Source organism: Chitinophaga arvensicola, assembly GCF_900110835.1.
GTDB classification, from domain to species: domain Bacteria; phylum Bacteroidota; class Bacteroidia; order Chitinophagales; family Chitinophagaceae; genus Chitinophaga; species Chitinophaga arvensicola.
In genome coordinates this window covers 879,022-894,752 of the sequence record NZ_FOJG01000001.1, presented here as the reverse complement: position 1 = coordinate 894,752, position 15,731 = coordinate 879,022, and the positions used below count along the sequence as shown (strand labels likewise).

The 15,731-nt window shown below is 46.6% G+C and carries 10 protein-coding genes; 9 read left to right on the top strand and 1 reads right to left on the bottom strand.

Translation table 11 applies throughout. The annotated features are described in order from the left end of the window. Positions 1-229 precede the first annotated feature (229 nt). The 9 genes from BMW79_RS33685 (at position 230) to BMW79_RS03810 (ending at position 13,246) form a co-directional block, all read left to right on the top strand. Positions 230-382 carry a lmo0937 family membrane protein gene (locus tag BMW79_RS33685; RefSeq protein ID WP_142684433.1) on the top strand — a complete coding sequence of 51 codons (153 nt, stop codon included), beginning with the start codon at positions 230-232 and terminating at the stop codon, positions 380-382. Positions 383-628: 246 nt separating this feature from the next. Next, the gene (locus BMW79_RS03845; protein ID WP_089890808.1) at positions 629-1,348 is read left to right on the top strand and encodes a ferritin-like domain-containing protein; all 720 of its coding nucleotides are present in this window, start codon (positions 629-631) and stop codon (positions 1,346-1,348) included. A gap of 42 nt (positions 1,349-1,390) precedes the next feature. Continuing rightward, positions 1,391-2,227 carry a ferritin-like domain-containing protein gene (locus BMW79_RS03840; protein WP_089890805.1) on the top strand — a complete coding sequence of 279 codons (837 nt, stop codon included), beginning with the start codon at positions 1,391-1,393 and terminating at the stop codon, positions 2,225-2,227. A 154-nt stretch (positions 2,228-2,381) separates the two neighbouring features. Next, positions 2,382-3,527 (top strand): esterase-like activity of phytase family protein, encoded by a 1,146-nt coding sequence (locus tag BMW79_RS03835; RefSeq protein WP_245752371.1) that lies wholly within the window; start codon positions 2,382-2,384, stop codon positions 3,525-3,527. A gap of 45 nt (positions 3,528-3,572) precedes the next feature. After that, on the top strand, positions 3,573-4,013 hold the full coding sequence (locus BMW79_RS03830) for a copper resistance protein NlpE (protein WP_089890802.1): 441 nt from the start codon (positions 3,573-3,575) through the stop codon (positions 4,011-4,013). 126 nt (positions 4,014-4,139) lie between these two features. Next, a complete protein-coding gene (locus tag BMW79_RS03825) occupies positions 4,140-5,741 on the top strand; it encodes a DUF6377 domain-containing protein (RefSeq protein ID WP_089896767.1) in 1,602 nt (533 codons plus the stop codon). Between the two features lie 389 nt (positions 5,742-6,130). Continuing rightward, positions 6,131-9,082, top strand: coding sequence for a SusC/RagA family TonB-linked outer membrane protein (locus BMW79_RS03820; RefSeq protein WP_089890799.1), 2,952 nt, complete (start codon positions 6,131-6,133; stop codon positions 9,080-9,082). Positions 9,083-9,105: 23 nt separating this feature from the next. Continuing rightward, positions 9,106-10,644, top strand: a complete 1,539-nt coding sequence (locus tag BMW79_RS03815) for a RagB/SusD family nutrient uptake outer membrane protein (protein WP_089890796.1) — start codon at positions 9,106-9,108, stop codon at positions 10,642-10,644. 142 nt (positions 10,645-10,786) lie between these two features. Beyond that, positions 10,787-13,246 carry a glycoside hydrolase family 31 protein gene (locus BMW79_RS03810; RefSeq protein ID WP_089890793.1) on the top strand — a complete coding sequence of 820 codons (2,460 nt, stop codon included), beginning with the start codon at positions 10,787-10,789 and terminating at the stop codon, positions 13,244-13,246. Positions 13,247-13,409: 163 nt separating this feature from the next. Here BMW79_RS03810 and BMW79_RS34070 read toward each other — a convergent pair. Beyond that, the coding region (locus tag BMW79_RS34070) for a T9SS type B sorting domain-containing protein (RefSeq protein ID WP_218150276.1) at positions 13,410-15,731 on the bottom strand (2,322 nt) is incomplete at its 5' end.

The following is a 15,731-nucleotide window of genomic DNA, read 5'->3' as shown; positions in this document are numbered from 1 at the left end:
ATGAGATATAACTATTTCATTTTCAAAAATGCATCCATACTTTAAAACCCTTTATGATGAAGTATTTACGGACAAGAGACCGCTTCCTTCCCCGCCCTTTTTTTTCTCGGATGGTGGAGAAGCTTCCACAGCAAAGCAGCGTCTGCAATGGCAATGGTGCTGTAAACAAGGCAATTATCTTATTGGCATAAATTTTTAAGTAGTATTTCACGAATCAAATCCTTAAGACATGAACAGCCTTCTTTATTTAATTGCAGTAATTCTCATTATAGGATGGATACTTGGTTTCTTTGTTTATTCCGCAGGTGGTTTAATACATGCCTTGCTTGTGCTGGCAATCATTGCTATCCTTGTAAATATAATCAGAGGCAGAGCTTTATAGGATTACGCTGCACTTTATTCTTCCCTGTTTAGTTGGTGATAACGCTCCAATTAGACAGGGATTTTTTTTGCGTTTTATATCTCCCGAAATTATTTTTCTCTTTTTAAAACCGCTTTTTATAAGTCCCCGTATATGCTCATCAGGTGTCAGCGCGAGCGTACCTGCCGGCATCTATGAAACCCGCTACTGTTCAACAAAACAGGGCATTGTGATCTCGTATTATCTATTCACGTAAAATTTTACCTTATGCACATTCTAAAGAACCCCTCTCAGGAGGAGGGTAAGGAAGTTATGCCCAATTTGCAGCGCCGCAACTTTCTGAAATACCTCGGCATGGGCTCTGCATTAGTTACTGCGGCTACCATGGCAGCCAGCTGTCATAAAGATGATGATAACAACAATATGGGTGGAAATGGGGTGAGCCTGGGCACCGGCGACGTGGCGGTACTGAACTATGCTTACGCGCTGGAGCAACTGGAAGCAGCCTTCTACACACAGGTAGTACTCACTCCTTATGCAGGCATTTCTGATACAGAATTAGACTTCTTCAAAGATATCCGCAATCACGAAATCGGACACCGTGAATTCTTTAAAGCAGCTTTGGCCGCTAATGCGATAGCAGGTCTGGAAGTAAATTTCAGCTCTATCGATTTCACGAAAAGAGATAGCGTACTCGCTACTGCAAAAGCATTTGAAGATCTGGGTGTTTCTGCCTACAACGGCGCCGGACAATACATTTCTTCTTCTGCTACCGGATTGGTTTACCTCGGATTAGCCGGCAAAATCGTTTCCGTGGAAGCCCGTCACGCGGCCTATATCCGCGATCTGATTACCCCAGGCTCTTTCGCCGACAGTGATGTAATAGATGCAAATGGACTGGACAAAGCCAGGGCACCGATAGACGTTTACAATATTGCTAAAACGTATATCAAGACCAAGATCGATACCAACACATTACCTAAGTAAGCATCGCTGTTCATTTATTTCATCTGCTAAAAATCTGATTATATGGATCTGTTAAATATTTTTAAGGAAATCGAAAAAATCGATCCCGAAGTATATGACCGGCTGGACTCCCGGCGCAATGCCATGAAACAATTTACCAACATCAGCGGTAAAATTGCACTGGCAGCCATTCCATTTGCACTGGGTAGCATGTTCAACAAAGCCTACGGTCAGGCTTCCAGCGCCACGGTAACAGGCGTACTCAAATACGCACTCACCCTGGAATACCTCGAAGAAGCCTTCTATGTAAAAGGCGTAGCTACTCCCGGCTTAATTCCTACAGCTGCTGCTACTGCTGCCATTACTACAATCAGAAATCACGAAACAGCACACGTTAACTTCCTGAAAAGTGTATTGAGCAGCATGGGTGGCGCTCCTGCCAGTCCTACGTTCGACTTCACAGCAGGTGGTACTTTCCCAACTGTTTTCAGTGACTATAACATGTTTCTCGCCATTGCACAAACCTTTGAAGATACCGGTGTACGCGCCTACAAAGGCCAGGCAGGAAACCTTTCCGGCAATGCTACCGTATTAACTGCAGCACTGAACATACACTCTGTGGAAGCACGCCACGCGTCGCATATCCGTGGTATGCGCCGGGCATTGGGTACACTGGGCGCTACCAGCGCACTGAAACCATGGATCACACTGAACCAGAGTGGTATTGCCACTACTGCCGTTAACCCTTCGTATGCAGGAGAGGAGTTAACAACACAGGCTGGCGTGGATATTTCCGCGTTAGGTGGTAACATTGGCGCCAATAGCGCCTCTGAAGCATTTGACGAACCATTGAGCATGGAACAGGTGTTACCGATTGCGTCATTATTTATAAAATCTTAAGTACGCTATATAGTTGGTCAGATGGAGAAAAGGCTGGCTCTTCCGGGCCGGCCTTACTCATGCACTGATAATTCCTCCCGTTTGAAACAAACGCGTAACAAATCCTTCATGTACCACTGCCGCCCGTATGCAGGAGATTTCCTAACTTGGCGACATGAAAAAATACCTGCTTTTTCTGGCCTTCCCACTGCTGGCAGGCCTTTTTAGTTGCACCTCCTCCCGCAAGGCGGCTACCACCGCAAATAACATCGGTCAATTAAAATTCATTGGCGAATACATCGTTCCCTATAATTTTCCTTTTGGAGGTACTATCACCGGTGGCTTATCCGGCATAGATTACGATGCTTCCTCCGGCCAATATTATCTTATCTCCGATGATCGCTCTGCCATCAACCCGGCAAGGTTTTACACAGCCCGCTTGCACTTCACCGATAAATCGTTCGACAGCGTTCAGTTTACAGCAGTCACCACACTGCGGCAAGCTAACGGGCAAGCCTACCCGGATACGAAAACCAATCCGGTCCTCACACCAGACCCCGAAGCACTGCGTTATAATCCCAAAAAACAACGGCTGGTATGGAGCAGTGAGGGAGAGCGCATCGTCAATGAAAAAGATACCATCCTCTCCAACCCGGGCATCTATGAAATAGACAAGAACGGTCAATACCTGGATTCATTTGCATTGCCGGCGCAGTTCATCATGCATGCCACCGAAAATGGGCCGCGCCGCAACGGCGTATTTGAAGGCCTTGGATTTACCCCCAGTTACAAATATATGTTTGTAAGCCTGGAAGAACCCCGTTATGAAGACGGCCCAAGAGCAGCCGTAAATGCAGGATCGTATACCCGCCTTATTAAATTTGATAACAACACCCGGCAACCGGTAGCACAGTATGCCTACAAACTGGAACCGGTGGCTTACCCCGCCATCCCGGCACAGGCGTTTAACGTAAACGGTATCTCCGATATCATGGTACTCTCGGATCATACCCTGCTGAGTATCGAGCGATCCTTCTCAACCGGGAGAAAAGATTGTACCATCAAGGTTTTCCTGACAGATCTGGATGGCGCCACAGACATCAGCCATATTAATTCCCTGCAAACGGACACTCATTTTAAACCCGCTACCAAAAAGCTGTTGCTGGATTTTGCCAGTCTCGGCAAATACATAGATAATATAGAAGGCGTAACCTTCGGACCGGTTTTACCAAACGGACACCAAAGCCTGGTATTCGTAGCTGATAATAATTTCTCCGAAAAGGAGGAAAGCCAGTTTTTTGTATTCGAAATTATCCCATAAAAACAATAACGACCATTGGTTGTTAAGAACAGAAAACCCTGCTATATGAAACACTTGCCGCTATTGCTGTTGTTGATAGTTTTTGCTGCCTGTCAGAGTACCGGTAAGGCCGGTCGATCTGATAGTACCGCATTGGACACCAATGCAGACACCGCTACCTCGGTCACTTATTCGGGTACCCTGCCTTGCGCCGATTGTTCTGGTATCGTTACGGAACTGACCCTGCAAAAAGGACCTGACCATCATTTTTCGCTAAAAGAAACCTACCAGGGAAAAAATCAGACTTTTCCCAGCGAAGGCACTTATAAAATTGTACACGGCTCTCCTTCCGATCCGGCAGCTACCGTAATCCAGCTGAATCCCGACAAGGATAAAAATCTACAACGTTATTACCAGCAGGTTGATGACAACGAACTGAAATTGCTTGATTCCGACCAGAAAACGATTCAAAGTGGAAATAACTATACCCTGAAGAAGGTGTTGTAATATTAAAGAAGCAGATAAAAGGAAAACATCAGGAGCCGGTTTAAAATAAACCGGCTCCTGATGTTATATCAAAAAAGTCGCTTAAATTTAGCGGTGACCTGTGATCTTTTATCATTCTATCGTGCTATGAATCGAATTCTGGGCTACCTGGTTTTATGTTTACTATTCTCTGTTAATGCCTTTGGCAAGACTCCTACGGACAGTCTCCTCAAGGAATTGAATAAGGAGATGGCGAAATCGGCCACTTATGATTCCATTAAGCTTCGTGGTATTGATAGTATAAAACGGTTACGGCTGGCTGCCGGCAACGATCCGGCACATCAATACCTGCTCTGCCAGCAATTGTACAATGCCTATAAGGTATTCAGCTTCGACTCCGCTTTTATTTATGCACAGCAATTACAGCAGCTGGCTGGTCAGCTACATGACCCGGTGCTGATCACTGCGGCCCGGATAAAACTGGGTTATGTGCTGTTATCCTCCGGGATGTTTACAGAAACGGCCGCCTTTGTAAATGCCATCGATGCCACCGGAGCGCCGGATAGTATCCGGATCGAGTTTTTCCTCATGAAAAGCCGGTTATACTTTGACCTGGCAGATTATAACCAGGACAAGTATTTTACCCCTTCCTATATCCAACAAGCCAGCACCTATATAGATTCTGCACTTCGCCTGATGCAGCCGGGCTCCTTTGAATACCGGTATAATAAAGGATTACAGTTGTCAAAGCTGGGAAATGTACCCGCCGCACTGGCTATTTTCCCCGACCTCGATCAACCGGGGATCACGGGGCGGCAGTTGGCGGTATCCGCCTGTACACTGGGCGCCATTTACGATGCCGCCGGCAAAAAGGACACGGCCATTATGCTGATGATCCGGTCGGCTATTGCCGATATCCGGACTTCTACCAAAGAAACCATGGCCAGTTACAGCCTGGCCACCCTGCTTTTTGAACGGGGAGATGTAAAGAACGCATCCCATTGTATTGAACGGGCTATTTCAGAAGCCGTATTTTATGGCGCACGGCAACGGAAGGTGATGGTAAGTAGTATTTTACCCATTATTGAACATGAACGGATCAATACGGCGGAAGAAAGAACCAAATCGTTGCTGATCTATGCAGCCATTGTTACCCTGTTGCTGGTAGCCCTGGTCATTCTGGCCATTACCGTATTCCGGCAGGTACAGAAACTAAAAACCGCGCAACGCATTATTACCGCAGCGAATCTGCGGCAACAGGAAATCAATAACCAGTTGGTGGAAGCCAATAAAATAAAAGAGGAGTATGTAGGCTACTGTTTTAATATCAACGCCACCTACATCGGTAAAATAGAAAAGCTAAAGCAGCAACTGGAACAAAAACTGTCTGACAATAAACCCTCTGACCTGAAATATCTCGTCAATAATATTAATATCCGGCAGGAACGGGAAGAATTGTTTACCAATTTTGACCGGATCTTCCTTAAAATATTCCCGCATTTCGTGGCGGAGTTCAATGCACTGTTTGATAAAGAGAACCAGGTGGTCCTCAAAGAAAATGAATTGTTGAATACAGATATCCGGATCTTTGCCCTTATCCGGATCGGTGTAAATGATAATGAGAAGATTGCCCGCATCCTGGAGTACTCCGTTAATACCATCTATGCCTATAAAACCCGGATTAAAAAACGCGCTTTAATCCCCAGCGAAGAGTTTGAAAACCAGATTATGAGTATAAAAGCCCTGTAAAAGCGGCTTAAAATTGTCTCACAACATTAATATATAATAAATTTATATATAATGATAATCAATTGATTATCACCTCACTTCATGAGATAATTTTGGATTATTCCGCTTTATTTTCTATATTTTAACTGTATAAGTTGTTGCCCTGCTGATTCATTTTTTACTTTGATTCAGTAGAATGATAGAAACCAAAATTCTAACTGGAAAATTAAAACCACTAAAAAAGACAAAACGACCAAAGTCGATTCTAAATCTTAAAGACAAACATTATCCACGTTGACAAATGCCGGGTTACCCCCTGCACCCAACGCCTTATTTCCGTTACTAAAATTTAATGAAAAACATTTAATCCACGGAAGCAGTACTACATAGCTGCTCAAAAAATCCACTTTATGTTTAAAACAAGATCCATCAAGCATCTTTTTCTGTGTTCGTTGCTGTTAGCAATACAAGGTATTGTAGCCGCACAGGTCAAGACCATTACCGGAAAGATCACTGACAAGAGCGGCGTTGCCATCCCAGGCGCCTCTGTTCAGGTAAAAGGTACAAAAAGCGGGACCACCGCTGATGCCGATGGGATTTTCAAGGTAAATGCCCCCGCCGGAGCCTCCGCACTGATTTTCAGCTTTATCGGGTATACCTCCCAGGAACTGAGCATCGGTAGTAAAACAGAAATCAATGTACAACTGGTACAGGAAAACACGACCCTCACTGATGTGGTGGTAGTAGGTTATGGTACCACCCGTAAGAAAGACATCACCGGCGCCATCGCCCAGGTAAAAGCAGCTGATTTTAACAAGGGGATCACTTCTGCCCCTGATCAACTGATCCAGGGTAAAGTATCCGGTCTGATGATATTAAATAACAACGGCGCACCCGGCGCTTCCGCCACTGTAAGAATCAGAGGTGTATCTTCCGTTCGTACAGGTAACCAACCACTGTATGTAGTGGATGGAGTTCCCCTGGATGGCCGTGTAGCCCGTCCCTCATTAAGCCTCACCGGCCTGGGACAAACACCGGATGCCAACCCGCTCAACTTTATCAACAGCAATGATATTGCTACCATGGAAGTACTGAAAGATGCTTCTGCCACTGCGATCTATGGTTCCCGTGGTTCCAATGGTGTAATCATCATCAATACTAAAAAAGGCGTTGCCGGTCCTACTGTGGTAGATGTAAACTACTCCGTAGGTATGAGTAACATCATGCGCAGACTGGACGTATTAGACGGCGATGAATACCGCGCTGCCTTAAAACAATACAACCTCACCGGCGACGGCGGCAGCAACTCCAACGGACTCAATTCTATCCTCAGAACCGGCGTTACACAAAACGTACAGGTAGCCATGAGTGGTGGTAATGAAACCAGCCGTTACAGAGCTTCCTTCGGTTTACAGGACCAACAGGGTATTGTTAAGAAAACAGGCATGAAAAAATATACTGCCTCCCTCAGCGGTCAGAACAAATTCCTGGAAAGCAAACAATTGGGTGTTGATTACAGCATTATGGCGGCACAAACCAGCGAACAACTGGCGCCAATTTCCAATAACGCCGGCTTTACAGGAAGCCTCATCGGTCAGGCGCTGCAGTGGAATCCTACTTTATCGCTTACCAAACCCGACGGATCTCCGAATGTACTGGCCAAAAACCAGGCAATTAACCCGATCAACATGTCGCAGGGTTATAATGATAAGGCTAATATCAGCTACATCCTGGCCAGCATCTCCCCTTACTTTAAATTCAATGACAACTGGGAATACCGCATGATGTACAGCGTGAATCACCAGGTAGGACAAAGAAGGGCTTCCCTGGATTCTTCCATCAATATCGACCAGGTACAGGGAAGGGGTGTTGCCGCTTACAATACCGCTGAATTAACCACCCAGTTATTCAACAACACCTTGAGCTATAATAAACAGTTTTCCAGCGCATGGAGCCTGAACGCAATGGTGGGTTATGAATACCAGAAATTTGCTTACTCAGGTGTAGGCATCGGCGCCAATGGTTTCCCTACAAACGCCGTAGATTATACTGATATCTTCCAGGCGCCTGACCAGGTAAATACCAATATCAATTCCTTCCGTAACCCCAGCTCTGAGTTACAGTCGTTCTTTGGCAGGGTAACCATCAATGCCAGAGATAAATACATCCTCACTGCTACCATGAGAGCAGATGGTTCCAGCAAATTCGGTGCAAACAACCGCTATGGTTATTTCCCTTCCTTCGCGGCCAAATGGAATATCTCTCAGGAAGACTTCATGAAAGATGGTACTTTCTTCAATAACCTGGCATTAAGAGCTGGTTATGGTATTACCGGTAACCAGGAATTCCCTGCAGGTGCGGCACAAGCCCAGTACGGACTGACCACCGGCGGTAAAGCCAGCCTGATCAACGTACCTAACCCGGATCTGAAATGGGAAGAATCTAAACAACTGAACGTTGGTATCGACTTCGCCATCCTGAAAAACAGGTTGAGCGGTACAGTAGATTACTTCCTGAAAAATACCACTAACCTGTTATTCAGCTTCCCTGCCATTCAACCGGCACCAGCTTCCAGCTACTGGATCAACTTACCAGGTAAAGTAATGAACACAGGTGTGGAATTGTCCCTCAAAGGCAATATCATTCAGCAGAAAAACTGGGCCTGGAACCTGGGCGTAAACGCTACCTGGCTGAAAAACGAAATGTCTGGCTATTCCGGTCCTACTGTTAACACCGGCTCTATCGACGGACAAGGTGTAACCGGCGTAACGTCACAACGCCTCGCCAATGGTTATCCGCTGAACACTTTCTACCTCCGCAGATTTGAAGGCTTTGATGATAAAGGAATGAGCATTTATTCAGATAATGGCAACACCCTGTATTACATGACCAACCCGAATCCTAAAGTACTGCTGGGTATCAACACAGAAGTATTTTACAAGAAATGGGCACTGGCAGCCAGCTCACATGGTGCATTCGGCTTCCAGGTGTATAACAACACCGCCAACACCGTATTACCTATCGGTAACCTCGGTTCCCGCAATATCGCCAAAGCCCTGGTGGGTAACGGAGAAGCGCAAACCAACTCACCAGCTGCTTCTTCCCGCTACCTGGAAAACGGTAACTTCCTGAAACTGGATAACCTGACGCTCTCTTACAATATCGGACCTGTAGGTAAAGTATTCAGAGGTGCCGCCGTTTCCCTGACCGGACAAAACCTGTTTGTAATCACCAAGTTTACCGGATTTGACCCAGAAGTAAATACAGATAAGAATGTTAATGGTGTTAGCTCTTTCGGTATCGAGTATTCTCCATACCCAACTGCAAGGACCTTCATGTTTGGTGTACAGTTTACTTTATAATCTATTGCTAAAAAAAGACTACAATGACGACTCAACATATATTTAAATCAGCATTGGTAATAGCCTGCACCCTGGGTTTCACAGCGTGCAGTCTGAAAGAAGACCTTGGAAGTAATCTTAATCAGCAGCAGGCAGATTCACTCATCAAAGCGTCTCAGCTATTGGGAACAGCTTATGACAACCTGCAGTTTGCCTACCAGGACTTCTCCCAGACCTGGGGTATGTCTGAAATCAGTACAGACGAAGCGCTCGGGCCCACACGTGGCGGCGACTGGGATGATAACGGTGTATGGCGTGCCCTGCACCAACACCAGTGGACACCAGACCATTCACACGTACAGGCAACTTTCAGCGCCCTGTTGCTGAACCAGTTCAGTGCCACCAACGTATTAAATTTCCATCCAACTCCAAGACAGGATGCAGAAGCCCGCTTTCTGCGCGCCTACTCTATGTTTGCAGTACTTGACCTGTATGGCCAGGTACCTTTCCGCAAACCAGGTGAAAACCTGCTGGAAGCACCTAAAGTATACCAGCCGGCAGAAGGACTGGATTTCATTGTATCTGAGTTGAATGCCATCCTGCCTAACCTGCCGGATAAGGTAACCGCCAAGGATGCGTTTGTTGCCAGTAAAGATGCTGCACGCTTCCTGTTGATGAAGGTATACCTGAATAAAGGCGCCTTCCTTAACAGAAAAGCACCCACTTTCGACGCAGCAGATATGCAAAAAGTAATTGCACTGGCCGACGAAATCACTGCCAGTGGCTTTACTTTGCAGACCAAATATTTCGACACTTTCGCTAAGGATAACGACGCGAAATCTACCGAAAACATTTTCACCCAGCAGAACGGACCCGGACTGAGCACTGCCCGCGCCGGTAACAACGTATACTGCCGCTGGATGTGTACCCTGCACTATAGCATGAATCCAAGCGGATGGAATGGTTTTACCACCTTATCTAACTTCTACGATTCATTTGAAAGTTCAGATACCCGCAGAGGTGGCGACTACCCAGGCGTAACCAATGTATCCGGTTTAAAAGTAGGCTTTCTTGTAGGCCAGCAATACAACCAGAATGGTGATAAGATCCTGGACAGAAGCGGCCGCCCGCTGATCTTCACCCGTGAGGTAGAGCTCCGCGCTACTGGCGACCAGGTGGAAATGGCCGGTATCAGAGTTGTGAAATATCCCCCAGATATGGGTTCCAGCGGTAACAATGCTTCCAACGACTTCATCTTCTTCCGCTATGCAGACGTAGTGCTGATGAAAGCAGAAGCCCTGATCAGAACCAACAATGCAGGCGCCGCCCTCCTTATTGTGAATGACCTGCGTGGCAAACGTGGTGCATCTCAGATTGGCAGCACCGACCTCACCCAGATCCTGGCTGAAAGAGGCCGGGAACTGTACTGGGAAGGCTGGAGAAGACAAGACCTGATCCGCTTTGGCAAATTCCTGGATGCATGGCAGCTGAAAACTGTCAGCGATCCGAAATACCTGGTATACCCAATTCCTACCAGTGACCTCGCTGTAAATCCAAACCTGAAACAAAACCCAGGTTACTGATAATTCCTTTTTTGTCGCAGGCAGGATCCCAGTGGTCCTGCCTTTGCGGCAAAACCTCTTCCCAAATTACCTTCTATCATTTCCACGCATCAGATAACTGATGCGGCAGGGGAGGTTTTTGCGCAGCAATTCAATCGTCTATATGTATACAAAAGCTCTGCTGAAGCACTCAGGATGGCTGCTATTGCTTTCCTGCCTGTCGGCCCAGGCACAAAACCAGGTTAAAAAGATCGGTAAAGTAAACACGGTCAATATCTCCGGACAACAGATCAAAATCAACGCAGAAAATGCGTTCGCAGAAATAACCGTGTACAGCCCGTCTGTAATACGGGTACGAATGGATCAGCATCCACTTGCCGCAGATTTCTCGTACGCCGTTATTGCCAAACCCGAAACAACCCGGTTACAGACGACGCAAAACAGCAGTGAAATCAATATTACTACAGACTCCCTGCAACTGCGCATCACAAAAAATCCATTCTCTGTTCATTTTCTAACCCCTTCGGGAGAAGTGATTAATGAAGATGAAGAAGGACTAACTACCTCCTGGATAGGAGAGGAAGTAACTACCTACAAGAAAATGCAGGAAGGTGAACGGTTTATCGGACTCGGAGAAAAAACCGGTAACCTGGATCGCAAAGGAGAAGGCTATACGAACTGGAATTCAGATAAGTTCGGATATGCGACCAACCAGGATCCTATCTACGCCACTATTCCTTTTTATGTAGGCATACATCATCATCTTAACTACGGCATTTTTTTCGACAATACTTTTCAGAGCGACTTTAACTTCGGAGCCAGTAACAACCGCTTTTCATCCTTTAGCGCCAGGGGAGGAGAGATGAACTACTACTTCATCTATCATCCGCAGATGGCCAATATTATTACTTCTTATACCGCGCTTACCGGTCGTATTCACATGCCCCCGTTGTGGAGTCTGGGTTACCAGCAAAACCGCTACAGCTATTATCCGGATACAGAAGTATTGCGCATTGCGCAAACCCTGCGGGAGAAAAAAATTCCCGCCGACGGTATTACGCTCGACATTCATTATATGGATGCCTACAAGCTGTTTACCTGGAACAAAGAACGTTTCCCCCATCCATCCCAACTCACCAGACAACTGGAAAGCATGGGTTTTAAAATCACCGTTATCGTAGATCCGGGTATTAAAGTAGAAGATGGATACGCGGCTTACGAAAATGGCAAAAAAGAAAACATCTTCATTAAATACAGTGACGGGCAAAACTACACTGGCCAGGTATGGCCCGGCTGGTGCCACTTCCCCGACTTTACCAGCGTAAAGGGCCGCGACTGGTGGAAAGGTCAGATTAAATCGTATATGCGTGACGGTGTGCGCGGCATCTGGAACGATATGAATGAAATTGCTACCTGGGGACAGAAAATGCCTAATAACGTCCTCTTCGATTTTGAAGGTCACCCGGTAACACATCAGCAGGCACACAATGTATACGGACTGGAAATGGTACGCGCCAGCTACGATGGCGCCCGGGAAGAGTTGAAGAAACGCCCGTTCCTGTTAACCAGGGCAGCTTATGCAGGCTCTCAACGCTACAGCGCCATCTGGACCGGTGATAACCGCGCCGAGGAAGATCACATGCTGCTGGGTGTTCGCCTGCTGAATAGTTTAGGCGTGAGCGGTATGCCCTTCTCCGGTATGGATATAGGCGGTTTTACCGGCAATGGCACCGTGAGCCTCTATGCCCGTTGGATGCAGATAGGCGCCTTTATTCCTTACTACCGTAATCATACCGGCGTAAATACCAAATCTTCTGAACCATGGGCTTACGGAGAAGAAGTACTGGAAATATCCCGCAACTACGTGAACCTGCGCTATCGCCTACTGCCTTACCTCTACAGCACGCTAAATGAAGCCACACGTACAGGCATCCCCGTTATGCGCACGCTGGCACTCAACAATACCTTCGATGCCAATGTATACGATACCCGCTTCCAGAACCAGTATGGATATGGTAGCTCTTTTATGATAGCACCTTTCGAGAGTACAAAAGAATTTGGTTCCATTTACTTCCCGGAAGGGAAATGGTATAACCTTTACAACGATGCCCTTACCAACGGTCTGCAGGAAGTAATCACACCACTCAATATCAAAACCCTGCCCGTGTATGTAAAAGAAAGCAGTATTATCCCGATGCAATCATTGGTACAATCGACTGCAGAGCAGCCAACAGACACGCTTTTCCTCCATCTCTACAAGGGAGATCAGCAAAACACCTTTGTTTACTATGAAGACGACGGAGAAAGTTTTGATAACGAAAAAGGCGTGTTCTACCAGCGTGCTATCACTTATCGTCCGGCAGATAAAAAAATGATCCTGGAAAAAGTGAGTGGTAGCTATGCATCCAAATTTCATCACATTAAATTACTACTCCACGGATTTGGGGAACAAAAGAGTATAACCGTCAACGGTAGTCCGCTAACGTTAGAGTCAACCGGCTATTCTTTCCTTTCACCTATATCCCGCTTTGATCCGCAAGGATTCTCGATTCCCGCAGAGCGTTGTCCTGTGTTGCAGGCCACCTTTGAGAATGGTAATCAGCTTATTAACGTGGATTTGTAATAATAGGAACGGCCTCCTGGATTTTCCAGGGGGTCTTCTTTATCTGGAACATGAAATCTTAATTCCTCTTCATTTGAGATCGGCCTCCTCAGCTGTCCGTTAAATAAAAAACTGCCCTGTCAGACACAATGCTAACAAGGCAGTTCCGGGTTTTCAAGTATTTTTATCTATCTCTCAGCAGGGTGATAAATCCTTTCACCACCCTATTGTTTTCTTTGATATTGATGATGTAATAATAAGTGCCTTCGGCCAGTGGCGTACCGTTCATCGTACCATCCCAGTCGTTGCTGTAGTTTCTGCGCTGATATACCAGGCGACCCAGGCGATCATAAATACTCACCTCATTATCCGGATATGCCTCCAGGTATTGCACGATCCATTTATCATTTTTACCATCACCATTAGGTGTGAGAATATTGGTGGCTTTCACTTTAAAGTCATCATTAACGCTGATACTGATCTTCGCGGTATTACCACATCCGTTTGCGTCTACAGCAGCCACCTGGAAAGTGGTGTTGGCCAGCATCTTCACTTTCAACGCGGCCTCTTGTTGCCCGCTGATGATGCCATCTGCATTCGCCCAGGTATAGGTATTTCCACCGGTAGCGGTCAGGAGAACAATATCTCCTTTAAAAGTAGCCGTTCCCTTATCACTGCTGATGCTGATAACCGGCAGCGGGTTCACCGTGAGAGTGAAGTTGCGCTGCAAGGAATCTACACCGCCATTGGCAGTACCACCATTATCTTTTATGATTATGGAGATGTTTACCGCGCCGCTTATTCCTGTTTTCAGACTGTAGGAAACCAGACCAGTATTACTCACTGTGAGAGAATTGAAATAAGGCTGATCCGCAGCGATAAAGTATGACAAGGTTTGTCCTGTTTCCACCGGAGAAGCACCTGTGAGTTGCAATGACTGTGCCTCTGTTGTGCTGCAAATCTGCTGTGCAGGAACCGGATCCATGACCGGCGGCTGATTAACCACAGGTGGCGTAGTGCTCACGGAAAGCTGAATAGTATTGGCCGCCGTGTTTGGATTCTGTGCAATATTTACTGCTATCGCGGCTGGCAGCGTAATGCTCAGCGGACCATCAGCCACAGGGGAAACCAATATCGTATAAGTAATCTGATCAGTGGTCAGCAGATCGCTTACAGTGGCATTGCTGGTTACAAAATCGGTAGTTGTCACTCCTGTTACTACTTCTGTAAAAGTGGCGGTCACCGTAAATGGTGCCTTTACAATAGCTCCGGCAAACGTAGATAATACCACGCCTGGCTGGGTTGTATTTACAAATACCCTATTGGTACTGGCTACATTATTCAAAGGAAGTAAGGCGTCGTTTGCCCACTGGTCGCGGATACTACCAGCATTCAGTTGTATGCTCGCCGCAAGTGCAACACCATTCATATCATTATCTCCCGGCTGAATCGCATATACAAACGTAAGGGTAGTCGTGCCTGAACCTCCGATATAAATTGCATCTACGTTCTTCACGCCAACGGTTACACGAAGCGAAGGAGTACCCACCACCGTTACAACTTTATTATAGGTAACGGTAAAGCTCAGCGATTGGGTGGCGTTGTAATATCCATCGGTGGGTACCAATACCTGTGTCACAGCGGGTATCGTCAGATCGGCAGTAACATTTACCGCAGCAGGAGCTGCCGAGTTACCATTGCGTCCGATATTTACCGCTACCTCAGCTGGTAAGGAAACTGTTACCGGGCCGGTCGCAGCAGGTGTGATTAATACAGTATAAGTAATACCATCGGCACTCTGCAAAGTAGAAGCAGTTGCGTTCTGCAAGGTAAATGCGGATGCGGTTAAACCAGTTACCACTTCACTGAATACCGCCGTTACCGTAAATGGCTTACCGACCGTGGCGGCAGCGGCAGTAGATAACGACACCGACGGATGTTGTGTATTAACAAATACATTGGCAGTACTGGCCACATTATTCAAAGGAAGCAAGGCGTCGTTTGCCCACTGGTCGCGGATACTACCAGTATTCAGTTGTATACTCGCCGCAAGTGCAATACCATTCATATCGTTATCTCCCGGCTGAATCGCATAGGCAAACGTAAGGGTATTCGTACCTGAACCTACGGTATACACTGCATCTGCAGTCTTCGCACCAATGGTGATACGAAGGGAAGGAGTACCCACCACCGTTACAACTTTATTATAGGTAACGGTAAAGCTCAGCGATTGGGTGGCGTTGTAATACCCATCGGCTGGTACGGCAACCAGTGTTACAGCGGGTATCGTCAGATCGGCAGTAACATTTACCGCAGCCGGAGCTGCTGTATTACCATTGCGTCCGACATTAACCGCTACATCAGCTGGCAAGGAAATGGTTACCTGGCCCGTCGCAGCAGGCGTGATTAATACGGTATAAGTAATACCATCGGCGCTCTGCAAAGTAGAAGCAGTAGCGTTCTGCAAGGTAAATGCGGATGCAGTTAAACCAGTTACCGCTTCACT

Excerpts from the sequence above, each read along its gene's own strand:
- BMW79_RS33685 (WP_142684433.1), top strand. The coding sequence starts at position 230 with ATGAACAGCCTTCTTTATTTAATTGCAGTAATTCTCATTATAGGATGG.
- BMW79_RS03845 (WP_089890808.1), top strand. The coding sequence starts at position 629 with ATGCACATTCTAAAGAACCCCTCTCAGGAGGAGGGTAAGGAAGTTATG.
- BMW79_RS03840 (WP_089890805.1), top strand. The coding sequence starts at position 1,391 with ATGGATCTGTTAAATATTTTTAAGGAAATCGAAAAAATCGATCCCGAA.
- BMW79_RS03835 (WP_245752371.1), top strand. The coding sequence starts at position 2,382 with ATGAAAAAATACCTGCTTTTTCTGGCCTTCCCACTGCTGGCAGGCCTT.
- BMW79_RS03830 (WP_089890802.1), top strand. The coding sequence starts at position 3,573 with ATGAAACACTTGCCGCTATTGCTGTTGTTGATAGTTTTTGCTGCCTGT.
- BMW79_RS03825 (WP_089896767.1), top strand. The coding sequence starts at position 4,140 with ATGAATCGAATTCTGGGCTACCTGGTTTTATGTTTACTATTCTCTGTT.
- BMW79_RS03820 (WP_089890799.1), top strand. The coding sequence starts at position 6,131 with ATGTTTAAAACAAGATCCATCAAGCATCTTTTTCTGTGTTCGTTGCTG.
- BMW79_RS03815 (WP_089890796.1), top strand. The coding sequence starts at position 9,106 with ATGACGACTCAACATATATTTAAATCAGCATTGGTAATAGCCTGCACC.
- BMW79_RS03810 (WP_089890793.1), top strand. The coding sequence starts at position 10,787 with ATGTATACAAAAGCTCTGCTGAAGCACTCAGGATGGCTGCTATTGCTT.